Origin of the sequence: Paenibacillus sp. NRS-1782, from assembly GCF_050467685.1 — a bacterium.
GTDB lineage: Bacteria > Bacillota > Bacilli > Paenibacillales > Paenibacillaceae > Paenibacillus > Paenibacillus terrae_A.
In genome coordinates this window covers 1-24,789 of sequence record NZ_JBITPH010000063.1, presented here as the reverse complement: position 1 = coordinate 24,789, position 24,789 = coordinate 1, and the positions used below count along the sequence as shown (strand labels likewise).

The window sequence follows — 24,789 nt, the reverse complement described above, 5'->3', positions numbered from 1 at the left end:
GTTAACCTTATTTTTTCTAAATATATAAAAAACATATAGTCATATATCCCACCAACATGGTAAGATATTCCTCAAAACTGGCAAGTTAGTCACCAGTGGTCAATTCTATCATTTGAATCTTGAGGGAGGCGTAGAACTTCGGCAGTGACTTCAAATCCTAGTATGTAGACAAATCATATTTTGATTGAAAAGAGGGAAATCTTTGAAAAATCCAATCATTTTTAAAAAAATTCCTGTCGTAACACTCGCTCTTGCCTTGACCGTAAGCCTGTCTCTTCCGTCTGTCAGTTCTGCCGCTACCGTAGACCTGCAAACTCGATCATTTTTAGAAGCACAGGAAGCTTTGGCTTCCGAAGCGACTCCGGCGTTCATTTCGCCCGAGCTGAATACCACTTCCTCCCAGCAGGTCAGAGTCATCGTGCAGCTTGATGGTGAGCCAATAGCCGTGGACCAATATGCGGCACGGTCGGGTAACCAGCCCTTCACAGCACGATCCGAGCAAAAAGCGGAATCCGCTATCGTCAATGAGCAAACAACGTTCGTGGACAAAGCAGCACAGAACGGTATTCCGATCCAGGTGAATTACCAATACAATACGGTACTTAACGGTTTGGAGATTACGCTGCAAGCCAATAAAATTCCGGAACTGGCAAAGCTGCCAGGTGTAAAATCCATCCATGAAAACAAAACGTATTATTCCATCCCCGTACAGGACCCGCCGACACTCACGGCCAGCGAAGCAACGTATGATAACGCACCGCTGGATCAGATTGGTGTTCCTGAAGCCTGGGCTAAAGGTCTGACAGGCGAAGGGATTAAGGTTGGGGTTATTGATACCGGGGTCGATTATGAGCACCCGGATTTGAAAGTAGCCTACAAGGGTGGATATGACTCTTTTGAGCAGGATAACGATCCTTACGAGGAGCCTTTCCTTGAAAAAGAGAATGACCCGTACGGCACAGGTTTTGCCGGAACAACACACGGTACACACGTCTCCGGTACGATTGCTGGCAAGGCCGCTAATAAAACGGCAGATATTGTACAAAAGGGTATTGCCTATAAATCGGACTTATACGTATATAAAGTGCTTGGACGCAATACCAAAACCGGGCGTTCCTCCGGTTCCTCCGCACAGGTCATTGACGGTATCGAACGAGCTGTCAAGGATGGCATGAACGTGATTAACCTGTCCCTCGGCTCAGACTCCGAGAAGGACCCTAACTCCCCTGACTCTATTGCCATTAATAATGCGGTGCTTTCTGGTGTAGTTGCTGTCATCGCGAATGGTAATGCGGCACAAGACGGGAATTATTATTATTCGATGGGTTCCCCGGCCTCATCCCAGTTGGCCATTTCCGTCGGTGCGGCAACCTCGCCAAGCAAAAGCTTCTCAGGCACAGCTTCAGTTACCCGTGATTCCTACTGGGAAGCGAATGGTGAATTGAAGAAAACAGTAACCGCTGATGCTTATGCACATTACGGGTTTAATCTGTTGGGCTGGGGGACAGGCCAAGAGGATTTTGCTTCAATTCTGGAAACTGCCCCTTATGATCTGGTATATGCAAATTTGGGGCAGCCTGATGATTTTGAAGGAAAAGATGTAGCCGGAAAAATTGTCCTCGTGTCACGTGGAAGCCTGGCATTCGTGGATAAAATTGCAAATGCAAAAGAAAACGGAGCAAAAGCCGTAATCATTTTTAACGGGAGAGCAAAAACGACTGACATCACGCAGGCTGATTTGACAGATTCCATTCCGAGTCTAGATAGCTACGTAAACGCTAACCAGGGCGACAGCTTTGATTTTATTCCGACCTTTGATATGAAAGGTAAGGAAGGTCGCGCGCTGGCTAAACAGCTCGTCGACAACGCCGGAGAAAAGTTCTCTGTCTCCTTCGGAAAGGATTATATTCGCACAAATAATGCAGGCAATACGATGGCTGGATTCAGCTCCCGTGGGCCAAACGGCGACGAGTTGCTCAGCATCAAGCCGGATGTGAGTGCACCGGGGGTCGGCATTTTGTCAACCTATCCTGCCTTCGCCAAGTTCTATCCGGATGCCTCTTATGATCATGCTTACAAACGTAGCAACGGAACCAGTATGGCTTCTCCACATGTAGCCGGACTTGCTGTATTGTTGAAGCAGCAGCATCCAAACTGGACGCCGTTCGATATCCGTGCTGCTCTGGCGAACACATCGGATACGCTTTACGATGAGGATCAAATCCAATACGATGTGTATTCCCAAGGTGCAGGACTTGTAAACATCGCCAATGCGATTCAGACACCAGCCCTGCTGGAAACTGTTGAAAAGATTACGATTCTTGATAAGAACTTCAATCGGCAGGAGGTCGTAAACTACAATCCTTCCGCCAGTTTCGGGGTGTTAAAACCAGGCAGTGATGCGAAGCAAATTCAATTACAGCTTAAAAATCTGTCCGCAAACAGCGTACAGTATGAAGCCAGCTACATTTTGCATGATCATGTAACCTCTGACCCTGCCAAGCCCGTTGCCACGCCTGACGTGAACAATATCGCTGTTCAGTTGCAGGGTGTCGGCACGAATGGGGCGATCTCGGCAGAAGCGGGTAAATCCCAACCGTTCTTCCTGTCCGTACAGCCAAGCTCAAGTGCAGCTACAGGCGTATATGAGGGAGAAGTCATCCTGAAAAGCGCCGGACTACCTACCTTGCATCTGCCGTTCGTCGTTCATGTGGGCAAGGAAAATCCGACTACAGGCTTCGGCTTGCAGGATCTGAGTATAACCAACCCGATTATTTACCCGAATCGTACAGGTGCGCAACGCTCAACAGATCTTGCTTTCCGCCTGACCACGGATAAAACAAACCAAATTGCTCTCTATGTATATGGCACAGATGATAAATTAATTGGTCTTATTAATGGAATTACGACTTCCAAGGAACAAGGAGTTAACGCCCGTCTCAAGCAAGGAGCATACTCCTTCAAGGACATTGACGGAAGCTATGTCGAATACGATGCTAACGGAAAGCCTGTTCTGGATGCCAGCGGTCAGCCCGTTATTCAGCATTTGAAGGACGGTGTGTATAAGCTGGAGGTTAATTCGCCAGAACTGAATGCGAAAGGCGAAGTCGAGACCAATACTAACGGTCTTAAATTTTTCACCGCTATGAAGGCCATTCGCGTCGACAATAGTGCCGCTTCCGGCAGCAGTAGCGGTGGAGGCAGTGGTGGAGGTGGCGGCAGAAGTAATACTACACCTTCCGCTTCAACCACCACATCCACCCCTGTCGCTACATCTGCACCTTCACTTCAATCCGTAGTGAAGCAAGGACAGGCGGTAAAAGCAGTAGCTACAACTGTCTCGGTGAATAATAACGTACAGTCACTGACTGTAACCGATGCAGATTTGCAGGCTACTGTGACGGCAGCAGGCTCCAGCCCAATAGCCATCGTCCTGTCGGCTAGCAGCCAAGCGGGTCAAACGACCAAAGCAGCACTGACTTCCGCCCAACTGACAACACTGGGCAAGGCTCCGGCAGGAAGTAGTCTGATTGTGAGCAACACAGGATCTTCCCTAGCTTTGCCGATATCTGCTCTGAAAAATGCTCCTGCCGGTGCAGGCATTGAAGTGGTAATCAGCAGTCAGGCACAGGAAAGCAACACATTTACGAGCAAGCTGAAAGGGTCGACTGTGATTGGCACCCCTGTAGGGTTTGAAGCTAATGTTGTCACTGGCGGCAAGAGCGAACCGCTTAAGGTTGCGCCAGGACAGTTCATTAGCCGTTCCTTTACTGTACCTGGCCAAATTGAGTCGAATACAGCCGGTGTTCTCTATACGGCTAACGGAAATGTCTACCCGGTTCCATCCGTCTTTTCCAAGCAGGCAGATGGATCAACAATCGTTAAGGTAAGCCGTCCGGGCTTCTCGACGTATGCAGCGGCAACTCGTCCCGTTAGCTTTGAAGATATTTCATCGTCGTATGCTCAATCCGAGATTCAGTCGCTTGCGAACAAGCTGCTGATCAACGGCACCACGGACACGGCCTTCTCACCGAAGAAGAACGTGACACGTGCCGAATTCGCAGCCTTGGTAACCCGGGCTCTTGGCCTGACACCGGGTACTGCCGCACCATTCGGCGATATTCCAGCAGGTAGCTGGTATTCTGGTGATGTAGCAGCCGCTTATGAGGCCGGATTGATCACAGGTCGCAGCGGCGACAAATTCGATCCGAACGCTAACATCAGTCGGCAGGAAATTGCTGTCGTGCTGAGCAAGGCAGTAGACCTGCTCCAGATCAAGGCATCTGTCGATGGCCCTGCGCGCACACCTTATCATGATGCGTCATCCTTCGCGGGCTACGCCAAGGATAGCATTGAAAAAGTGAGCGCAGCAGGCATTATCAACGGAGCAACCATCAAGGGCTCCTCCTACTTCCAGCCAGATGCACCTACAACGCGTGAAGCATCTGCCAAGGTGCTACATGTGCTTTTACAAAAGGCTGCATTGATTAACTAACCCAAAAGCCTCCCGAGCCGCGTTATAGACAACGTTACGGTTCGGGAGGCTGCTTTTATGTTATACCGTCCCCGCTAACGGCAGCGCAACCTTGAATACACTACCTTCTCCCGGCGTACTTGCAGCGGTGATTTTTCCACCGTGTGCTTCCACAATAGACTGTGTAATCGCCAGACCAAGACCGGCTCCGCCCGAGCTGCGCGTACGTGACTCATCTCCACGGTAAAAGCGTTCAAAAATCCGCTCCAACTGCTCTTTACTCATGCCCGGCCCGTTATCTCGAATCTGAATATCGGCCAGCTTCTTCCCGGCAGACAAGTTTACATGGATCACACCTCTCTCCATATCTGTATGCTGAACAGCATTATGGAACAGGTTGAGCACGACCTGCTTGATTTTATCTCCTTCAGCAAGCACTCGCACACCCGCTGTCATATCCAAAAGCACTCTTCGCTTGCCCGCCAGCATCAGGAGCTGCGGCTTCATTTCCAGCAGCAACGTATCCAGCGACAAATCTTCCAGCTTCAATTCGGGCGTCCGATCCAGCTTAGCCAGCAACAGTAAATCGGAGACAAGCTTATTCATCCGCTTGGATTCACCATACATACTCTCCAAGGCAGATTGAAGCTGCTTGGGATTAGATGCCGCTCCCCGAAGCAGCACCTCCAAAAAACCGTGAATTGATGTAAGCGGGGTGCGCAGTTCATGGGAAGCATCCGCAATAAACCGTCTCATCTGCATCTGCAACTCACGCTCGGCAGCAAAAGAATGCTCCAGTCGTTCCAGCATCCCGTTAAAGGATACCGCCAAACGGTCCACCTCATACTGCCCCTGCTCTGCGTCAAAGCGCTCGGCCAGATTACCCGCATCAATGTGTTTGACCGTCTCAACCATCCTCGAAAGAGGCACCAACGTGCGCCGCAGCACTGGAAGCATAAGCGCCAGACCAATTGCGAGCGCAATCAGAGATAGCAAAATGAAGGTACGCAACTGGTTAATCAGCTGCTCTTGCATGGAAGTTGTGGATACACCCATTTGAAGCAGCCCATACGAATGGTCAGGCGGACCGAGCGGACGGAATACGACCAGTTGCTCGTTCCCTTGAGCATCCCTGAGCAATTGGTAGCCATAGCGCATGTCCTTGTTGTGCTGCATCGAAATATACTGCTGAGTGGTGAGCATTGGCGGCGTAAGTCCATTTTCGTTAGACAGGCTCGTAAAGGTTCCAGCTGTATCTATGGAGGCCAGCGACATATCCGGCCAAAACAGAAACGGCCTCGGTCGGTTATCCTTCCGATTGGTTCCTTCTTTGGGTGTGGAGCTTCCGCTCTTCTCCTGCGAATCCTTAATCAATAAATCGGCAGGAATTGAACCTAACTGCGTACCCATCGCATCCGCCCGACTGCGATACAGAAAATCCTTCATCAGGAAATATTGTAAAAATCCGATCAAGACGAGCAGCAGCGCCAAAATAAGCAACGTTCTGGCCAAAAGCTGGGAGCGGAGAGAACGGATCGCAGTTCTTCTCCGACTTTTCCCCGCCGCCATCATAGCAAGTCCACCCGGTACCCAACACCACGCAGCGTACGAATGACCCGATGCTCCTTGTCTTTGAGCTTTTCACGTAAGGAGCGAATATACACCTCGACAATATTGTCCTCGCCCCCAAAATCGTACCCCCATACTCGATCCAGGATTCGACTTTTACTAAGAACAATCCCATGATTCAACACCAAAAACTTCAATAGCTCATATTCGGTAGGCGACAGCTCCAGCACTTGATTTTGGTAGCGAATTTCCTTTCGTCGATCATCCACCTGAAAGGGCCCGTGAACCACTTCTCCAAGCAGATCAGGAAACTGATTGCGCAGACGTGCTTCAATCCGGGCCAGCAGTTCATTAAAACTAAAGGGCTTCACGACATAATCGTCCGCGCCCAGTTTTAATCCTTTTACCCGATCATCCACATCATCCTTGGCTGTCAGCATAATGACTGCAATGTTATCCTCTGTTTCCTTGAGACTTTGGCATACCTCAAAGCCATTCATTTCAGGCATCATAACATCCAGCACCGCAACATGCGGGCGAAACTCTTTTGCTAAATCCAGTGCATCACTGCCGTTTTCAGCTGTTTTAACCTCATAGCCTTCATTCATCAGCCCAAGCTCCAAAAATTGCAAAATGTGCGGCTCATCGTCCGCTAGCATAATTTTAACCCCGTGTATCGGATTCATCGGTTATCTTCCCTTTCATGACACCACTTTTGTTCTTCATAAAAGCTCGATTCATCTGCACCTGTATTTAATATACCTGAATATGTACGTAAAAAAAGCATCCCTATCCAGCTTTCAGCTAACATTCAGGGAGCGCTCATGACCATTTCAGCTACGTCAGGCATGATAAGAGCAAGCCGGTAGTTCACCGGGCCCAAGATCGGAAGTGGCTAGAACAACGGAAAATACAAAGAAATTTCACAGGGAGTGGAATGTACATGATTAAGAAATGGTTCAAGAGCAGGGCGGACGTCCCCCTCATCATCATGCTGATATCCGCGATTTTGAACGGATACAACATCTGGCAAGACAAATATGTTAACACCTACTACACGACGGCCGTAGCAAGCATGCTAGAAAACTTTCACAACTTCTTCTTTGCCTCACTCGATTCGGCTGGATCGGTAACGGTAGACAAACCGCCTGTCGTGTTCTGGATTCAGACTGCGAGCGCCTACATCTTCGGACTTCACGGCTGGAGTGTTATCCTGCCGCAAGCGCTCGCTCAGGTCGGGTCGGTATTGCTCGTTTACCTGCTCGTCAAGCCGAGCTTCGGTACGATGGCCGCTCGACTGGCCGCCTTCGCTATGGCAACTACACCAATTGCAGTAGCGGTCAGCCGCACCAATAACATTGATGCGATGCTGGTTTTCACACTGCTGCTCGCAACATGGTTGCTGTTCAGAGGCATTAGAAACCACAAAATGGGACCGATCCTCTGGGCTTTCGCAGTCGTAGGGATCGCCTTTAACGAAAAAATGCTTCAAGCCTATATGATTGTTCCCGCTTTGGGACTCTTCTACCTGCTGGCCTCCAAGTTTAACTGGAAGCGAAAAGCGATAACACTGGCAGCATCGGCAGTCGTTCTCGTGGCCGTGTCGCTCTCTTGGGCAGTCGTGGTCGACTCCACTCCGGCAGACCAGCGCCCTTATATGGGAAGCAGCGGTACGAACTCCGTACTGAATCTGGCCTTTGGCTATAACGGCCTGTCCCGTCTGACGGGAAACCAAGGAACAGGCGGGGGCGCTGGTGGCAGTCAACGCTCGGAGTGGAAACAAAACGCTTCAACCAGCAGCAATACCAATTCGGATCAAGCTCAAGCAACTACATCAACGGATAGCACTACAACAGGCGCTTCCAGTACCGATGACACATCATCATACGGCAACGGCGCTGGTGGCCAAATGCCGCCGGGCGGATTTGGCGGTAACGGTCAAGGCGGTCAAGGCGGTGGTCAGGGTGGACCTGGTGGAAATTCTGGTGGCGGCATGTTCGGCACTGGTGAAAAGGGACCTTTACGGTTGTTCCAATCTGCCCTGTCAGGTCAGGCCAGCTGGCTGCTCCCATTCGCATTGATTGCTTCAATTGGTCTGCTTGCAAGCATTCGACGCCGTAATATCACGCAAAAACACAAAGAGGTCATCTTCTGGCTGGCCTGGCTGATTCCCGTAGCTGCATTTTTCAGCGTAGCCGGTTTCTTCCATCATTATTACCTGATTATGCTCGCACCACCAATTGCAGCGCTCTTCGGAGCCGGATTCGTGGAATTATGGGAGCAATATCGTGAGCGTTCCGGCTGGCTCTCCTGGCTGTTACCCGCAGCGGTACTGGCAACCTCGGTATTTAGCTGGTTCGTCCTGCAAAATTACAACGACACCATTGGCAGTGGCTGGTCCATCGCCGTATTGATCCTCGGTATCATCGGCACGGCGCTACTGGTAGTAGCACGATTGAAATCCGAGAAGTTCACGAGATATGCCATCATTGCAAGTGTACTCGCAATGTTCATCGGCCCTGTGTACTGGGCGTTGACGCCAATTACCTACGGGGGGAACAGCATGATTCCACAAGCCGGACCGACACAATTTGGCGGCGGTGGAGGCGGTGGCGGAATGCCGGGAGGTAATTTTGGCAACCGAGGCCAGGGTGCAAATGGGCAAAAAGCTGAAGGAACTCAAACGAATAACCAAACCAATAATGCAGAGCAATCCAGCTCTGATGGTATTACTTCAAGCACAGGAACAAGCACAGACAGAGAACAGAGATCTTCTACCCGCTCCAGAGGAATGGGTGGACCCAACGGTAGTCAAAGTCTGGACAGTAAAACGTTGAGCTATTTGCAAAAGCATAACACAGGTGAAACCTACCTTTTCGCAGCAAGCAATTATTCAACGGCTGCCCCTTATCTGATCGAAGCCGGACAAAAAGTGATCATTATGAACGGCTTTGTATCTTCTGATCCGGTGTATACCGTCGATAAGGTCAAGGCGCTGGTGGAAAGCGGTCAAGTGAAATACTTCATGATCTCTGGTGGAGGCGGCGGTGGACCGGACAGCGGTAACTCCGAAGTCACAGCATGGATCAAGGAACACGGCAAAGTGATTCCTACAGATGAATGGAAAACAACAGCTGGCGGAAACGAACGTGGCGGAAGCGGTACGTTATACGAAATCACATTATAAATAAGGAGGAACTACTTATGAGTGAACAAATCCGTTATTCCATAGTTATTCCGATGTACAACGAGGAAGCCGTCATTACCGAAACCTATCGGCGGCTGAAACAAGTCATGGGCTCGATGGGCGAGCCCTACGAGCTGATATTCGTAAATGACGGCAGTTCGGACCGCAGCGTCCAGTTGATCAAGGAGTTCTGTCTCAGAGACGATACCATCGTATTGATTGATTTCTCCCGTAATTTCGGTCATCAGCTAGCGATTACCGCCGGGATGGATTATGCGGTGGGAGAGGCGGTCGTCGTTATTGACGCCGACCTCCAGGACCCGCCGGAACTGATCGTAGAGATGGCTAACAAGTGGAAGGAAGGCTATGAGGTAGTCTACGCCAAACGGCTGAAACGCAAGGGCGAAACCCGCTTCAAAAAGTGGTCTGCCCGTCTCTTCTATCGTGTATTAAAAGCATCGACGGATATTAATATCCCAGTAGACACTGGCGACTTCCGCCTGATGGATCGCAAGGTAATAGACGAATTGAAACGGCTACCGGAAAATAATCGGTTTGTCCGTGGACTCGTTAGCTGGATCGGCTTCAAGCAGACGGCTGTGGAATATGAGCGCGATGAGCGGCTCGCAGGCGAAACCAAGTATCCGCTCAAACGCATGATCAAGCTCAGTCTGGATGGAATTACATCCTTTTCCATTAAACCGCTCAAGCTGGCAGGTTATATCGGCGCACTCCTGTCCATGTCCGGCTTTCTGTATCTGATGTACGTATTGTTTCTCAACCTTTTCACCGATTCCTATGTCATGAAGGGCTGGTCGTCCATGATTAGCATCAGCCTGATTTTTGACGGAGTGATCCTGATCATTCTCGGTATCATGGGTGAATATGTTGGACGGATTTATGACGAAACCAAAGCCCGCCCGCTCTACATTGTCCGTGAACATCTGGGTGGGCAATACGAAAACGGCCCGACCCATGCCATGAAGGCCCCTGAACAACGTGAATCCCTGTACATGCAAGGTTCCCGTGACAGCCTAATATCCGCCAGCCGCACCGTACGCGGCAACAGCACGGTATATACCGGACCTAAATCCGGTCACGGAGCATAACCTATGAAAAGCCGCATGGCCCAGCTACTCCCTATGATCCGTTTTGGCATGGTAGGACTGGTGAATACGGGCGTTGATTATATCATTTTCATGCTGCTGGCTTGGGCCGGAGTTCCAGTTGTGTTGTCGCAGATCATTTCATACAGCTTCGGCACAGCCAACAGTTACATTTTGAACAGTAAATGGACATTCAACAAACACCCAGCACCCGATGCTCACAAACGTCAATTGCCTAAATTTATCGTCATCAACCTGATCGTATTGGGACTAACCTCCCTATTATTGCAAATGCTTCACAGTGGAACCGAGCTGCCACTTGCCGTATGCAAGCTGATTGCCACTGCAGCCGGAATGATCATCAATTATATCGGGAGCCGATATTGGGTATTCGGTTCCCCATCCCGAAAGGAAAGTGAATCTCTATGAGAAAAATTACAAAAGCCGTGATTCCAGCCGCTGGATTAGGAACTCGTTTTTTACCTGCTACGAAAGCTTTGCCTAAAGAGATGCTTCCGATTGTCGACAAGCTGGCTATTCAATATATTGTCGAAGAGGCCATCAAATCCGGGATTGAAAGCATCATTATCGTGACTGGACGTAATAAAAAAGCCATCGAGGATCATTTTGACAAGTCCTTAGAACTGGAGCAAGTACTGGAAAGTAAAGTAAAGTATGATCTTCTACGCGAGGTTCAAAGCATCGGGGGCAAAGCGGTCATTCACTATATCCGCCAAAAGGAACCCCTCGGTTTGGGACATGCGGTACGTTGTGCCCGTCAGTTTATTGGTGATGAGCCATTCGCTGTGTTGCTAGGCGATGATATTATGAATTCCTCCACTCCGGCGATTCGCCAAATGATGGATGTCTACGAAGCGGCTGGCAAGCAAGTGGTCGGCGTACGCACAGTGGAAGAACAGGATGTAAGTAAATACGGCATTATTGACTCCATCCATCAGAACGGTCTTATTCACGAAGTCGGCGGACTTGTTGAAAAACCATCCCCTGCGGAGGCCCCTTCACGGCAGGCGGTCATTGGGCGGTATGTATTGGAGCCTTCCATTTTCTCCATATTGGAGAATCTGTCCACGGGTGCGGGCGGCGAATATCAACTGACAGGTGCCCTCCATCAGGTAGCATTACAGAACCAACTTCTGGCACTAGAACTGGAAGGCACACGTTATGATATCGGTGATAAAGCAGGATACCTGGAAGCCGTACTCCACATGGGTATGCAGCGCGAGGATCTTCGTCCAATGCTTGATTCCATGATGCGCGAGTGGGCTCTGGCTTCACGATAAAATAGGCACACAGGATTGCACCTATCCCCTCTTCCTGTGCATATTCTGATATCTGATCCATGTTGTGGAACCATAAAAGTAGATGGATCAACACATAAACCTGTACAATGTAAAAGTACAGTATCAACGGCTTTGCTGATGACTATGACCACAGAACCTTGGATATCCTGTTCAGCTATCGTATGCGGCTTGGCGTCAAATAGAAAGGAAACAAGATTATCGTGATGATATGTTCTTCGGACGAGTGCGTACAGGAGAGTCTTTTGGCTTCAAAAATATCCATATCCATATCCCGGCGAGCTTAGTGCAGTTCCGTGGTATCTTCGGCTTAGGAAGAGTGGACAGCCAATAGAGATGCCAAGCGATCAGGGTAGTCGGTGATAATACCGCTCACCCCGGCCTCCAGCAGTCGCTGCATTTCTTCCGGCTCATTTACTGTCCACGGATGGTAGACCACGCCTACCGCCAAAGCCTCAGATACGGCCTCTGGTGTGACGGAATGCTTGTAGGCATGCAGTGCTGTGACCCCGAATTGTCTTGCATACTCCGACGGACGAACCATAATCTCAATATACAGCGCTCCCGTCTTGATCTCAGGGGCCAATTGCGCACAGAGCGCCAGCGATTCATGATTGAAGCTGGAGATAATCACCCGCTCCTCTAAACCGAAACGTCGTACAGCGGCAATCACCTCTTCCTCCATACCAGGATAGAGGTATATGCTATTTTTCAATTCCAGATTAATGATTGCATCCGAAGCCTGCGCCAGCTCCAGCAGCTCGTCCAGCAACGGCACCCGCTCACCCCGGAATTTCTCATCAAACCAGCCGCCTGCATCTAGTCCATTCAGTTCTTCCAGCGTAATATCGCGTACATCCAGCGGAGAGCCTGTCGTGCGTTTCAGTGATTCATCGTGAAGGAGCACCAAATGCCCATCCCGGGTACGCTGCACATCCGTTTCTATGCCGGTGGCCCCCAGCTCCAAAGCGTGGCGGAACGCCGCCATCGTATTTTCAGGGCATACACCCGAAGCACCACGATGTGCAAAATTAATAACTTTCTCAGTTACAGTCACAACATAACCCCTCCTGTCATTTCACAGGAACATCATACCTGCTCATTGTTTGGGCTGTATAAAATATTCGTCACAGGGGCTCTTCTGCTCTACGCGGTTTGAACCATTTTCCCGATCCAATCGGTATAAAACGTATTCCCGTTCCGTCGATCAAATGCTGCTGCCGCCGACTCTGCCAATGGTCTGAAATACGCAATAATTTCTGTCAGCGTACGCTCCTCTTTGCCCCATTCCAAAGCAGCAGGCAGCCGGATCAATCTACTATCACCCGAAGCGTCGAGCTTTTGCAGCAGACCTACCATTGCCGCGTAAAAATACATTTGCTCCAGCCCGCTCTCATAATCCAGCGCTATATGCAAATGACGCTCTACCACTTCAATTCCCTTAACCGGGTCCGCAACCGCCAAATACTCGATATGCTCCGCGATGGTTTTCAGAAAATCACGGTCATCCCGAATCAGGCGATACCCCTTACGATGATGATCCTTCGCCTTGTCGGCTTCCCCTAGACGGTAAAGCGGCAATAGCACCTGTGAGAGCGTCACATGCGGCACTTCCGCACATGTCATCCGTCCCGACAAAATCGGTTTGGCCACGGCAAGCGCCTGCTCGTCCTCTCCGGTCAAATAGTAAAACCGTACGATCTGGCTCTGCTCGCAGGCTTCACAATCACTCATGCTATCCCGTTCAATCGTACGAAAGGTATCCAGATACTGGCGTGCTTCATCCAATCTCCCCATATCCATCGCGATACGGAACTTATAGTAGTGATATGGACGCTCATTATACCCGTATTCGGCATAACGTTTGCGCATATCCTCCACAAGATCCTCCACCTGGGTTTTCGGTATATTGGGAAAGCTGCACACCTTGCCGAGAATCCATTTGTAGGTCCACAGCAGCTCTTGCTCATCATATTCGTCGGGGTTTTGATCAAATTGACCCAGTTGCCACGAAAAAGCGATCAGCGCCTTCAACGGATATCCATTAAAAATAGCGCAGTCCACAATTTCTCCCCGGACTTCGTAGCCAAGCTCCTTCAATCCGGATGTATCGGCCAAGCGGGCCGCTTCCTCCAAAATCGCCAGCTTGGCCGCCCCTCCGGGCAGATCCTGCGCTTGTTCCATCAGATCATATATCGTATCTTCCATTCGACTAGCCTCCTGTAATTACGTAATTACGCGTTTTGTCCGTTCCCTAATCCCCAATTGATAAAATGCAGCACACTCCGGTTCATCAGCCCCAACTCACTCCGATTCATCGGATAATGGCCCATCATAAGCGCGTTCACATACATCATTTCCGTTGCAGCCGTAATCATCTGTGCATCGGTAGCCTCAAAAATACGCGCCACCACCGGATTGTTCAGATTAAAATATAAAGTCGAGTAGCCCGCATTCTGCTGGACCCCGGCTTTCAGACTATCGAGTACATTGGAAAAAAGCGAAGTTGTTTCTTCGACGGTGTTTTCCATTGAACGCAAGGTTAGCGCATCCTGCGAAATGGTATATAGCACAGGCAAGCTCGCCGGCTCAAAACGCTTCAATTCCGTACGACAGCGCATCGGTTGCAAAGCAGCATCCATGACGCGTAGCACGCTGTAATACTGCTCGCGCTCTTCCTGCGTTAGCCCAGTAAATGAAAGAGACACATCCTCGGGACTAAGCCGCTCGGCTTGCAGAGCAGGGTCGATCCAATGCAGCTTTTCCAAAATTTCCGTATCGTAAATATAGCCGCCGTTGATCACCAGCATGGATTGCGCCGCCGCCACATGGGTAATTTGGCGATACTCATCAACCGTCGATGTGTAATGGAGCGGACGCCCGCCCGCCTCACGGATCAGTTCACTCAGCTCCCGCCGCCCAAATGTACTTTCAAAGGAAAACCAGCGGTGCATAATCCGCAGAAATTCATCATCCTCCACCGCGAGCGCCTTCATGGAAAGCTCATGCAAACGAATCCAATGCTGCAAGCGGTCTGGCTCATACTCCGCCATGCGTAGCAGCTCTTGCCGAATACAGGTTCCCAGTTCAGAACGAACACCATCAAGCTGCTCATTTTCGTAAAAATACTCACGTGATGCTGTCGGCTGCAATTCATCTGTCCAGATCAGACTTTTAATGAAAAAAGCCCACTCCGGCAATACATTTTCCGCTTTGTCGGACACCAGCATATGCTTCAGATACACCCGATGCAGCCGCTTGCTGTTGAGATTAATGCTACGCGGCAAAATGAATGCAATCCCGCCTGTTCTGCCCGATGCCGTCCGCAGTGGAATAAAATCGCCAAAGCGCTCACCCATCAGGCGATAGCCCAAGTCCAGCACCTCACCGCGACGACTGCGCAATTGTTCCGGGTCCTGCATCCAACGGGTAGATGGAAGATTGACGCGCTTGGTCTCCCCGGCTACTGACAGCATGACCGGATATGGCAGCAGCGCCCCATAATAAAATAGAGACTCCTCCACCTGCGCTGGCTCATAATACAGCTCGCTCCCCGGCTTGCAGCGCACATAAATTTGCGTGCCTACAGGCAGCTCAGTTTCCAATCGACGAATCGTATACGTTCCGTCCGGTTTCCCTCTCCATTCCATGGAGATGCCTTCCTTTACCGAGCGCGTCAGCACCACGATTTCATCGCTCACCATAAAGCAAGACAGCAAGCCAATCCCAAATCGCCCGATAAATGATGTCTCCGAGGCCAGTAAATCCGTCCCCTTCTTCGAAGACTGGCCAATGATCGACAGAAAGCGATGAATATCCTCTTCCGTCAGTCCAATGCCGTTATCCTGAATCATCAAAACCTGTTGTTCACCGGAGCCAGATAACTCCACGGTCACTTTACCTTCAAAGCTTTTACTTTCAGCAGCAGTCTCCCCTAGCTCCTTGCGAGCCGTAATGGCGTCTGTTGCATTTTGCAGTACCTCGCGTATAAACACGCGTGGGCTGCTATATAAATGATTGGCCAAAATATCAATCATCCCGCCCAAGTTCACCTGAAAACGATATTCGTCCGTTTGACTCATACAGATCATTCCTTTCTGGAAATGCTACGACAATCCTTGGCTTTTGGATTAACCATCATGTAAATTATAACGTGGATTACAGACGGATTGCACACCTGCTTTCTGATATCAATACGTTGACAACGATATAATAGGGTCTTTTTTCACCTTGGCTGATTGGAACTGGGTCTAATTAACTTCATAAAAATGTATGTAATATGAGAGTATAGTTAATAAGCATCACCTTATTTTAGTTAAATTTAGTAATTAAAATAATTTTTATTTAAAAATCAGCCTATTCAAGTATCGCTAGATCTGCTGAGGGACAAATGGCTCATTTTATGCAAAGAACCCGCATGGCTGCTCCTGTATACCCATACAAGAGAGAATGCGGGCTTGTTCAGTACAGCCGGGCTGTACCTTTTGCAGAAAAAAGGATTAATGAGACTTGGCCAGACGGATTACGTTCCACGAGGCTTTACCCAAATGAGCTTTGACGATGCCATCGTCGAGCTTGGCATTACCGCCGTTGTGAGGCGAAACCTTTTCTCCTGCCGGACTGTTGGTTGCTTTGAGATCGTCATGCTCCAGCACCGTATGCTCCACAATGCGGTAGCCTTCAAAGCTGCGCACATCCACCGTCAACTCCAGCGACTCGGACAAGTGACGGTTTACCGCAAAGACAGTCAGAGCGTCTCCCTCTTCATCATAGACCACAGCGCTATCCAGATAAGGAATGTCTGTGAAATCCTTGGAATCGTATTTTTCCGAGTCTACCACGGGCATCAACGATACACCGCGACCATAACGGGATGCATGCAGATACGGATAGAAAATCGTCTGCTTCCACGCTTTGCCGTTATTTTCAGTCATGATTGGCGCAATGACATTGACCAGTTGGGCAAGGCAAGCCATTTTTACACGGTCAGCATGACGCAGGAACGTAATCAGCATACTTCCCACCAGCAGTGCATCCTCGAAGTTGTAAATATCCTCAAGCTGGGGCGGCGCCACAGACCACGGATCAATTTTGCTGTCCGCATCGTTGGAGTGGTACCACACATTCCATTCATCGAAGCTGAGCATCATTTTTTTCTTGCTGCGCTTCTTCGCTTTGATATAGTCACAGGTCGAAATAACTGTATGAATAAAATGGTCCATATCCATGGAACGTGCCAAATAATTGGCCGTATCATTGTCGTGGTTGCCGTAGTATTGATGCAGAGAAATATAGTCGGCTACCTCATAGGTATGATCCAGCGTCGTCGCTTCCCATTCAGGGAACGTCGGCATTGTCGAACTGGAGCTGCCGCAAGAGACAAGCTCAATGTCAGGGTCAATCAGCCTCATTGCTTTGGCGGACTCTACCGCGAGACGACCGTACTCTTCCGCTGTCTTGTGTCCAATCTGCCATGGGCCATCCATTTCGTTGCCGAGACACCAGGTTTTAATCTTATGCGGTTGCTCTACACCGTGACTGCGGCGTAGATCACTCCAGTAGGAGCCGCCCGGATGGTTGCAATATTCCACCAGGTTACGCGCCGCTTCAATCCCGCGCGTACCCAGATTAACCGCCATCATAACCTCTGAGCCGATTTCTTTCGCCCATTTGAAAAACTCGTTCGTACCCACTTCATTCGGCTCGACCGTTCTCCACGCCAGCTCTAGCTGTCTAGGTCTGGACGCAACAGGACCGACACCATCCTCCCAATTGTAACCGGATACAAAATTCCCGCCCGGGTAGCGTATAATAGGAACATCAAGCTGCTTCACCAGCTCTTTTACATCATTTCGGAAACCGCTTTCATCACTGGTTGAATGAGTAGGCTCATAAATACCGCCATATACAGCACGCCCGAGATGCTCTACAAAAGAACCATAAATGCGTTTATCGACTTCAGCAATACGAAATGACTTGTCTACAATCATTTTTGCTTTTACAGCTGCTGCCACCTAAACCATCCTCTCTGAATGTGAAAATAAAATCCGTCGTACCTCTGAGACTAACAAACCGTTTTATTTCAGCATTTTGCATCATTCGATTCCCAACGCTCGAAAGTACAATAGACAGACGGTGCTGCAAAATGCTCATTTACGGATTTAATATAACACACCATAAATGTCATGGTCAATATTATCATTAAATACTTAATATATTTATTAACTATTTTAATGAACGATAAGCAATAGGTTACGTTTAGCAAATAGCTTCTTTCTTAAGTGAGCATTTTGCAAAATCCTGAAGTAGCTATACCTAAAGAAAGTGGGATTGACAGAGGCAGGGCTGCATGAGAAAATGTACGCGCGTACATAAAATGACTGGAGGTGGGCAATATCGTATCGCGCAAGGAAGTAGCAGAGCTCGCTGGCGTATCTGAAGCGACGGTGTCGCGGGTATTGAACGCGATCGGTCCGATCAAGGAAGAGACTCGGAAGAAGGTCAAGGAGGCCGCCAATCAGCTTGGATATGTTCCCAGCTCGCTGGCACGCAACTTTGCCCGAAGCAAGAGCGGGCATCTTGGTGTGGTTATGCCTTATGTGCCGAAGGCGCACCTGTTCTCAGCCTATTTTTTCTCCGAGATGCTGAGCGGCATCGGAAGCAAGGCCAGGGACAGCGGGCTCGATCTGCTACTATTGTTCCGGAAGCCTGGGGACAGGATGGATTACAGCGGGCTTTTCCGCCAGCAAAAGGTTGATGCCTGTATCATCCTGGGAGCCAGGGATGACCACGATGAGTTGGAAGCACTGACCAGACTTCGGGAAGAAGGGCGTCCGTTCTGCGTCATGAATCACCATTTTGCAGGACAGTCGTTCTGTGAAGTGGATGCAGACCACGTGGAGGGAAGCCGGGCGGCTGTAAGTCACCTCATTGAGCAGGGGTGCAAGCGGATTGCCTTTCTCAACGGCCCGGATACCTATTCCAACAGTACAGAGCGATTGAAGGGATACCGCACTGCGCTTCAGGATGCCGGTATTGAATATGATCGCGAGCTGCTTCTGGAGGGCAATTATAGCCGTAGAAGCGGTCTCAAAGCGTCGGCTACAATCGCAGGCAGGCTGAATGACATTGACGCCGTTTTTGCGGCGAATGACCGGATGGCCATCGGGGTGATGCAGGGGCTTCGCGAGCTCGGATTAGGCGTTGACCGATTCCCGGCGTTCGTAGGCTATGACGATTCGGATGTGGCCGAGATGTCTGTTCCCCCGCTAAGCAGTGTCCGCGTTCCTTTTTATGAGATGGGGGTGCTTGCAGCCACGAAGCTTATACCGGATTCTCTAGATCGCATTCCAGCCTTGGAACTGACCGGGTGCGCCTCGATAAGAGAGCTTCTGTCCACGGAGTTGATTATCAGGGCATCATCTATTCGTCAATAGCCGCATTCGTTAAGATTCGTTGGAACTCAGACCCATAAGGAGGATAACGACATGTCTAATCGTCTTCGTATCGGTATGATTGGCTACAAATTTATGGGCAAGGCTCACAGCAACGCTTACCGTAGCCTGCCCATGTTCTTCCCGAGTGCCCCTCTACAGCCGGAGATGTCCGTCATCTGTGGACGCAACGAGCAGGGAGTTCAGGCGGCTGCCCGCCAGTTCGGCTGGACCGAAAGCGTTACCAATTGGTGTGATTTGGTAAAACGTGACGATATTGATCTCATTGACATCAACGCTCCGAGTGATACCCATAAGGAAATTGTCGTTGAGGCCGCCCTCCATGGCAAGCATCTGTTCTGTGAGAAGCCGCTTGCGCTCTCGCTGGCGGATTCCCGTGACATGCTACAGGCAGCGGAGGAAGCGGGTGTCAGACATATGATCGGCTTCAACTACCGCTTCTCTCCCGCTGTCCAGCTGGCGAAGCAGCTAGTCGAGAGCGGTCGCCTCGGCAAAATCTATCATTTCCGTGCCTTTTTCCTTCAGGACTGGATCATGGACCCGTCCTTCCCGCTGGTGTGGCGGCTGCAAAAGGAAGTGGCCGGTTCTGGCTCTCATGGTGATCTTGGCGCTCATCTGATTGATCTCGCCCGCTTCCTGGTCGGCGAGTTTCATGAAGTGATCGGTATGAGCGAGACGTTCATCAAGCAGCGCCCGCTGGCTTCGGAGATGACCGGATTGAGCGCCAAGGGCAGCGCCGGGGTGAATGCGCCAATGGGAGAAGTGACGGTCGATGATGCCACGCTGTTCCTGGCACGCTTTGCCGGAGGTGCGCTGGGCAGCTTCGAGGCTACACGGTTTGCCGCCGGGCACCGGAGCACCAATTCGTTCGAGATCAACGGCAGTTTGGGCAGTGTGCGGTTTGACTTTGAACGGATGAACGAACTGGAAGTGTATTTCACACAAGATGAGAAGGACGTTCAGGGCTTCCGCCGCGTGCTCGCCACCGATCCGGCACACAAGTACTCCGAGGCCTGGTGGCCTGCGGGACATACAATCGGATTCGAGCATACCTTCACCCACGAGATGCTTGAGCTGATGAGTGCCATCTCCGAGGGACGGCAGCCTGTGCCGAACTTCCACGACGGGGTCGCTTGTCAGGCCGTGCTTGAAGCGGTAGAACGCTCCATAGAGGAGCGCCGCTGGGTATCCATTGAAGAAATGTAAGATAACTATCACATTCCGAAAGGTGAGTGGATTACAGATGAGCAAGGCGCTGATTGTATGGGGTGGATGGGACGGACATGAGCCGGAGCAGGTGGCGGCCATTTTTGAACGGATTCTGAAGGAAGAGCGGTTCGAGGTAGAGGTGTCTAATACTCTTGAAGCCTACCAGGATGCGGAGAAGCTGCTTGGCCTGGACCTGATCATTCCGTTGTGGACCATGGGACAGATTGAGCAGGAGCTGGTCAATCATGTCTCGGCAGCAGTTCAGAGCGGCGTTGGCCTGGCAGGCTGCCATGGCGGCATGTGTGATGCCTTCCGGAACAATGTGGATTGGCAGTTCGTGACAGGCGGGCAATGGGTTGCACATCCCGGCAATGACGGGGTGGAGTATAGAGTGAACATAAAGCGCGGCTCCAGCCCGCTGCTAGACCATATTGAGGATTTTCAGGTCAAAAGCGAGCAGTACTACCTCCACGTGGACCCGGCGGTTGAAGTGCTGGCGACCACACGCTTCCCGGTCGTACCGGGTCCACATTCAGCCAACGGGCCGGTGGATATGCCCGTTGTATGGACGAAGCGCTGGGGGAACGGCCGCGTCTTCTACAATTCGCTGGGACATCACGCGGATATCATAGAGATGCCCCAAGTGACCGAGATGATGCGCAGCGGGTTCCTGTGGGCGGCGGCAGGCAAACAGACGGCGGCTTCCCGGGGCAGCTCTCTGGCAGATGCTTATACGGGCATGGCAGACAACCAGCAGCAGTAGCGCGGACAGGATGGTATCGGATGCAGTAAGGAAATTCCATTATCCATTTTTTGAAGGTGAAGGGAGTCCAGACATGAACAAAATGAAGGTGGGCATTATTGGTTGTGGTAAAATCAGCGGAATTTACATGGAAAATTGCCATCGCTTCGACATTCTGGAGCTGTCCGCAGTAGCGGATCTGGATCAGGACCGGGCAAGGGAGCAGGCGGCAGCCTACAACGTTCCGAACGTATACTCGGTCAATGAGATCCTGGCTGATCCAGAGATCGAACTCATCATTAATCTGACCATTCCGGCTGTTCACGCCGACGTATCCCTCAGAGCTCTTGAGACAGGCAAGCATGTCTATGTAGAGAAGCCGCTTGCAGTCACCCGTGAGCAGGGCCAGGCAGTCTTGGAGCTGGCCCGCCGCAAGGGGCTGCTTGTGGGCTGCGCACCGGAAACCTTCTTCGGCTCCGGCATACAGACGTCATTGAAGCTGATGGAAGACGGGGTCATTGGTAGGCCGGTAGCTGCTACAGCCTTCATGATGAGCCGCGGACATGAGCATTGGCATCCCGATCCTGAATTTTATTATGCTGTGGGCGGTGGCCCTATGTTTGATATGGGGCCTTATTATTTGACGGCTCTGGTGCAATTGCTTGGTCCAATTGCCACCATCTCCGGCATGACAGGCAAGGCGCTAGACCAGCGAATAATTACGAGCGAGAAAAAGAAAGACCAGACCATCCCGGTCGACATTCCGACCCATGTGGCCGGATTGCTACGCTTCGAGCAGGGGGCTGTCGGCACGCTGATCACCAGCTTTGACATCTTTGGTGGTAGCTCCCTGCCACCGATTGAGGTATATGGTACTCTTGGCACGCTGCAGGTGCCTGACCCGAACACGTTCGGAGGACCCGTTCGCTATAGACTGCTGGGCGAGCAGGAATGGACAGAGGCACCGCTGCTGCCGGGCTACCTGGAAAATACACGGGGCATCGGCGTTGCCGATATGGCCTACGCTGTCCGCAGCGGACGGCCTCACCGCGCCAGCGGTGAACTGGCCTACCATGTGCTGGAGGCGATGTGGGCGTTCCATGATTCCTCCGATGAGCAGACATTCTATCCGATGCAGAGCACATGCCTGCGCCCGGCAGCTTTGCCGGAAAATCTACCCTTGTATACGTTGGATGCGTAAAGTAATGTCAGCCTGATGCTGATTCGCAGCAGGCCAGATTTACAAGACTGGTGGGGCTGTAAGCAAAAGTTATTTTTTGGGATTTTTCACCTCACACCTGATTGAGCGGGGTATAAACGTTTTTGTTTACGTTGTTCCTCCAGTAAACGCATCATCTGTTGCTGTACGCTTCTGCTCTGCTGCGTTGCAAATGCGGGATGGGCAAGGTTACATGTTTCCAAAGGGTCGCTGGTCAGGTTATACAATTCAAATTCGTCACGATCCGGTTGCGTTTTGACCTGTGTAGCCCATTGAGAGTATTGTCCGCATGTATGCTCACCCACGGGGCGCATAGTAACATCCTTCACCCCTGGTTGGCTCCAGAATTGAGTACTGTCAAAATAGCGGGTAAACTTCCACAGCTCCTTTACCCCCTCTCTTTGCAGGGTCGTAATGACAGTCTCGATATGATTGGGCTGAACAACTGACGGATATGCCTTTCCCAGTATATTGATCTGCCGCTGGCCTCGGGTCACATCGTCGTCGGTCATAAAATAAACCGGCTGGTCAGCTATCTCTCCCTGATTCTGTCCGAGAATAACAGGAGCAAGATTACGTCCCACCAAGGGACGGGCTTCGCTAAAGCTGTTTTGCAGGCCGCTCTGGATCGCAGCGATGTCAGCATTCGCCAGTCCAAGCATCGTAGGCAAGAGATCCACGTGGTTTGTCAGGGTATGCTCGCTTTTATATTGAGGAAACAGATGTTGGTTATGGATAACCAAAGGCACATGCACAACCTCTTCGTACGCACAGTAAAATTTTTGATGAAGATTGCCGTGAGCGCCTAGCAAATCTCCATGATCGGATGTAAAAATCACAATGGTATTATCGTAGAAAGAAGACCGGGTCAGTGCTTCAAATACCTTCAGCATCTGACGGTCTGCATTTTTTTGCAACTGGTAGTACAGCTTTCGGTAAAAGGGCTGATCTATAATGGGCTGTAACGCTCTAGGGTAAATATCCCTGTAGCTTGCCTGACAGCGCGGCTTTGTGGCCAGCCATTCGTTAATCGTCGGTGGAGGAGCGACCGCTGGCATCGGCTCCACCTCAAATCGAAACATAGGCAACCGTGCAGTAATAGCACCATATAAAACAATATCATGCGGGTTCACAAATGAAGCTACGACTAACCAAGGCTCTGCATGGTTGTCATGTTCTTTCTGGTGGTCAAGGGCTTCGATGAGCTCAACCGTTTCTGCGGCATACACCTCATCTCGTCCGCTTAAACCAACAGCGGCGGAGGAACCGGAATTTCGTGGGTTTCTCCCATGCGGCTCCGGACCGATCCACCCGGAAAATCCAAAGCTATCCAAGCGGTCGGCTTGCTCATATATGCCTTCCCGTCTTCTGTCCGGTACACCTGTCAGTGGATGATAGCTGGGGAGGGCTTTGTGCGTACCCGGGATGATAATATCCTCATCGGATATATGCCATTTTCCTTTATAGTACGTTTGGTATCCGGCTGCGCGAAAATAATCCCCCATTGTAGGCACCGTGTTTCGATCCAGCCAGAACATATCGGAGTCGAATGCCTCCTTGGCCACTCCGCCTGTCTGAGTGACGCCATGGAGTGAGGGATAATGACCGGTGAACAAGGTTGTTCTGCTGGGGCTGCATGCAGCACTTCCAATATAATGCCTGTGAAACTCCAGTCCGTGAGACCTCAAGAGTCCTTGCGTAATAAGATTTTGTCTGCTCCATTCTTTGATTTCCCGGTTTTCATAAACCGCAGGATACCGTTCCTCATCCACAAGGAGTATCAGAAAGTTAGGTTTTTCAAAGGGTCGGGGTGAAAATGAGCTATCGTTCATGGAATACACATCCTAGGTTGGTTTTTACCCTAAGATTATGTTGTGAAGCCCCAAAACAGTATCATTCGGAAAAGAAGTTCAGACATTCTGATATCTTAAAAAAGATGATATAATGAATACAAAACGGGAGCTGGTCATCATGGAGTTGCTTGATCCGCGAGTAGACTGAACGAACCAGGATTGGAAAAAACCATGGACACGCTGCAATTCTTGAGTCAGGATTCGGAAGCAAGACGACTGTATGAAGCTCGGCAGAAATACCTGCACGATGAAGCTTCCATGCTCGATAGAGCAGAGTCTGTGGGCATAACCATAGGTAGACTCATAACCAAAAGAAGTGCAACCAAGAATCTGATTAAAATGGGTTTTGAGCTTCCAACAATTGCAAGGATTACTGAATTAACTGAACATGAGATTAAAGCTATTCAAATATAAAAATCATAGTTTAAAACCATTCATTTTAAACAACAAAACGGTGGATTCCTTGGTTCCACCGTTTTGTTACATCTCCTAATTAACCATGTTAATATGTTAGCACGCCTGTTGAATAACCAAAAAATAGTAGAAAAAAGACCGTCTTTTCTGTAGAATCGTTTGTACCAACAAGCGATTCAGAAAGAGGACGATCTCATGAAAAATTCTATCATGTTTACATCCATCCTTCAATCCATCCTGCCT

General features: G+C 50.2%; 17 protein-coding genes. 10 read left to right on the top strand and 7 right to left on the bottom strand.

All coding sequences use genetic code 11. The features are described 5' to 3' along the window. Positions 1-202 precede the first annotated feature (202 nt). A complete protein-coding gene (locus ACIFQM_RS22865; protein WP_430066169.1) occupies positions 203-4,495 on the top strand; it encodes a S8 family serine peptidase in 4,293 nt (1,430 codons plus the stop codon). A 60-nt stretch (positions 4,496-4,555) separates the two neighbouring features. Here the strand turns inward: ACIFQM_RS22865 and ACIFQM_RS22860 are convergent, their stop codons facing one another. Together ACIFQM_RS22860 and ACIFQM_RS22855 are read right to left on the bottom strand one after the other, a co-directional pair. Continuing rightward, positions 4,556-6,046, bottom strand: a complete 1,491-nt coding sequence (locus ACIFQM_RS22860) for a sensor histidine kinase (RefSeq protein ID WP_430066167.1) — start codon at positions 6,044-6,046, stop codon at positions 4,556-4,558. After that, positions 6,043-6,729, bottom strand: a complete 687-nt coding sequence (locus tag ACIFQM_RS22855) for a response regulator transcription factor (protein WP_430044510.1) — start codon at positions 6,727-6,729, stop codon at positions 6,043-6,045. The genes ACIFQM_RS22860 and ACIFQM_RS22855 overlap by 4 nt, the downstream gene beginning before the upstream one ends. A gap of 257 nt (positions 6,730-6,986) precedes the next feature. Between ACIFQM_RS22855 and ACIFQM_RS22850 the strand changes: the two genes are divergently transcribed. From ACIFQM_RS22850 to galU, 4 genes are read left to right on the top strand one after another with little or no spacing between them, the layout of a single operon-like run. Further along, positions 6,987-9,230 (top strand): glycosyltransferase family 39 protein, encoded by a 2,244-nt coding sequence (locus tag ACIFQM_RS22850; protein WP_430044512.1) that lies wholly within the window; start codon positions 6,987-6,989, stop codon positions 9,228-9,230. Between the two features lie 17 nt (positions 9,231-9,247). Further along, positions 9,248-10,339: a glycosyltransferase family 2 protein gene (locus ACIFQM_RS22845; protein WP_430047893.1), complete on the top strand. Its 1,092-nt coding sequence runs from the start codon at positions 9,248-9,250 to the stop codon at positions 10,337-10,339. Between the two features lie 3 nt (positions 10,340-10,342). Further along, a complete protein-coding gene (locus ACIFQM_RS22840) occupies positions 10,343-10,765 on the top strand; it encodes a GtrA family protein (protein ID WP_430044515.1) in 423 nt (140 codons plus the stop codon). Then, on the top strand, positions 10,762-11,637 hold the full coding sequence (galU, locus tag ACIFQM_RS22835) for a UTP--glucose-1-phosphate uridylyltransferase GalU (protein WP_430044517.1): 876 nt from the start codon (positions 10,762-10,764) through the stop codon (positions 11,635-11,637). The genes ACIFQM_RS22840 and galU overlap by 4 nt, the downstream gene beginning before the upstream one ends. Positions 11,638-11,965: 328 nt before the next feature. Here the strand turns inward: galU and ACIFQM_RS22830 are convergent, their stop codons facing one another. From ACIFQM_RS22830 to ACIFQM_RS22815, 4 genes are all read right to left on the bottom strand, one after another. Then, complete coding sequence (locus tag ACIFQM_RS22830) at positions 11,966-12,712, bottom strand: glycerophosphodiester phosphodiesterase (RefSeq protein WP_430044518.1); 747 nt, start codon at positions 12,710-12,712, stop codon at positions 11,966-11,968. Positions 12,713-12,801: 89 nt separating this feature from the next. After that, positions 12,802-13,863 (bottom strand): hypothetical protein, encoded by a 1,062-nt coding sequence (locus tag ACIFQM_RS22825; RefSeq protein WP_430044520.1) that lies wholly within the window; start codon positions 13,861-13,863, stop codon positions 12,802-12,804. Between the two features lie 26 nt (positions 13,864-13,889). Beyond that, positions 13,890-15,737: an HSP90 family protein gene (locus tag ACIFQM_RS22820; RefSeq protein ID WP_430044523.1), complete on the bottom strand. Its 1,848-nt coding sequence runs from the start codon at positions 15,735-15,737 to the stop codon at positions 13,890-13,892. 417 nt (positions 15,738-16,154) lie between these two features. Then, positions 16,155-17,669 carry an alpha-N-arabinofuranosidase gene (locus ACIFQM_RS22815; protein WP_430044525.1) on the bottom strand — a complete coding sequence of 505 codons (1,515 nt, stop codon included), beginning with the start codon at positions 17,667-17,669 and terminating at the stop codon, positions 16,155-16,157. 366 nt (positions 17,670-18,035) lie between these two features. Here ACIFQM_RS22815 and ACIFQM_RS22810 point away from each other — a divergent pair, with 366 nt between their 5' ends. The 4 genes from ACIFQM_RS22810 (at position 18,036) to ACIFQM_RS22795 (ending at position 22,261) form a co-directional block, all read left to right on the top strand. After that, positions 18,036-19,091 carry a LacI family DNA-binding transcriptional regulator gene (locus ACIFQM_RS22810; protein WP_430044538.1) on the top strand — a complete coding sequence of 352 codons (1,056 nt, stop codon included), beginning with the start codon at positions 18,036-18,038 and terminating at the stop codon, positions 19,089-19,091. A gap of 51 nt (positions 19,092-19,142) precedes the next feature. Beyond that, entirely contained in the window at positions 19,143-20,315 is a 1,173-nt protein-coding gene (locus ACIFQM_RS22805; protein ID WP_430044527.1) for a Gfo/Idh/MocA family protein, read from the top strand. Between the two features lie 37 nt (positions 20,316-20,352). After that, the gene (locus ACIFQM_RS22800; RefSeq protein WP_430044529.1) at positions 20,353-21,081 is read left to right on the top strand and encodes a ThuA domain-containing protein; all 729 of its coding nucleotides are present in this window, start codon (positions 20,353-20,355) and stop codon (positions 21,079-21,081) included. Between the two features lie 73 nt (positions 21,082-21,154). Further along, the gene (locus ACIFQM_RS22795) at positions 21,155-22,261 is read left to right on the top strand and encodes a Gfo/Idh/MocA family protein (protein ID WP_430044531.1); all 1,107 of its coding nucleotides are present in this window, start codon (positions 21,155-21,157) and stop codon (positions 22,259-22,261) included. A gap of 86 nt (positions 22,262-22,347) precedes the next feature. Here ACIFQM_RS22795 and ACIFQM_RS22790 read toward each other — a convergent pair whose 3' ends face one another. Further along, a complete protein-coding gene (locus tag ACIFQM_RS22790; protein WP_430044533.1) occupies positions 22,348-24,111 on the bottom strand; it encodes a sulfatase-like hydrolase/transferase in 1,764 nt (587 codons plus the stop codon). Between the two features lie 192 nt (positions 24,112-24,303). On the opposite strand from ACIFQM_RS22790, the gene ACIFQM_RS22785 reads away from it, so the two are divergent. Continuing rightward, positions 24,304-24,546, top strand: a complete 243-nt coding sequence (locus ACIFQM_RS22785) for a hypothetical protein (RefSeq protein WP_430044535.1) — start codon at positions 24,304-24,306, stop codon at positions 24,544-24,546. Positions 24,547-24,789 lie beyond the last annotated feature (243 nt).

Coding starts and splice junctions, on each gene's coding strand:
- ACIFQM_RS22840 (WP_430044515.1), top strand. CDS start 10,343: ATGAAAAGCCGCATGGCCCAGCTACTCCCTATGATCCGTTTTGGCATG.
- ACIFQM_RS22805 (WP_430044527.1), top strand. CDS start 19,143: ATGTCTAATCGTCTTCGTATCGGTATGATTGGCTACAAATTTATGGGC.
- ACIFQM_RS22800 (WP_430044529.1), top strand. CDS start 20,353: ATGAGCAAGGCGCTGATTGTATGGGGTGGATGGGACGGACATGAGCCG.
- ACIFQM_RS22820 (WP_430044523.1), bottom strand. CDS start 15,737: ATGAGTCAAACGGACGAATATCGTTTTCAGGTGAACTTGGGCGGGATG.
- ACIFQM_RS22855 (WP_430044510.1), bottom strand. CDS start 6,729: ATGAATCCGATACACGGGGTTAAAATTATGCTAGCGGACGATGAGCCG.
- ACIFQM_RS22850 (WP_430044512.1), top strand. CDS start 6,987: ATGATTAAGAAATGGTTCAAGAGCAGGGCGGACGTCCCCCTCATCATC.
- ACIFQM_RS22795 (WP_430044531.1), top strand. CDS start 21,155: ATGAACAAAATGAAGGTGGGCATTATTGGTTGTGGTAAAATCAGCGGA.
- ACIFQM_RS22825 (WP_430044520.1), bottom strand. CDS start 13,863: ATGGAAGATACGATATATGATCTGATGGAACAAGCGCAGGATCTGCCC.
- galU (WP_430044517.1), top strand. CDS start 10,762: ATGAGAAAAATTACAAAAGCCGTGATTCCAGCCGCTGGATTAGGAACT.
- ACIFQM_RS22860 (WP_430066167.1), bottom strand. CDS start 6,046: ATGATGGCGGCGGGGAAAAGTCGGAGAAGAACTGCGATCCGTTCTCTC.
- ACIFQM_RS22785 (WP_430044535.1), top strand. CDS start 24,304: ATGGACACGCTGCAATTCTTGAGTCAGGATTCGGAAGCAAGACGACTG.
- ACIFQM_RS22845 (WP_430047893.1), top strand. CDS start 9,248: ATGAGTGAACAAATCCGTTATTCCATAGTTATTCCGATGTACAACGAG.
- ACIFQM_RS22790 (WP_430044533.1), bottom strand. CDS start 24,111: ATGAACGATAGCTCATTTTCACCCCGACCCTTTGAAAAACCTAACTTT.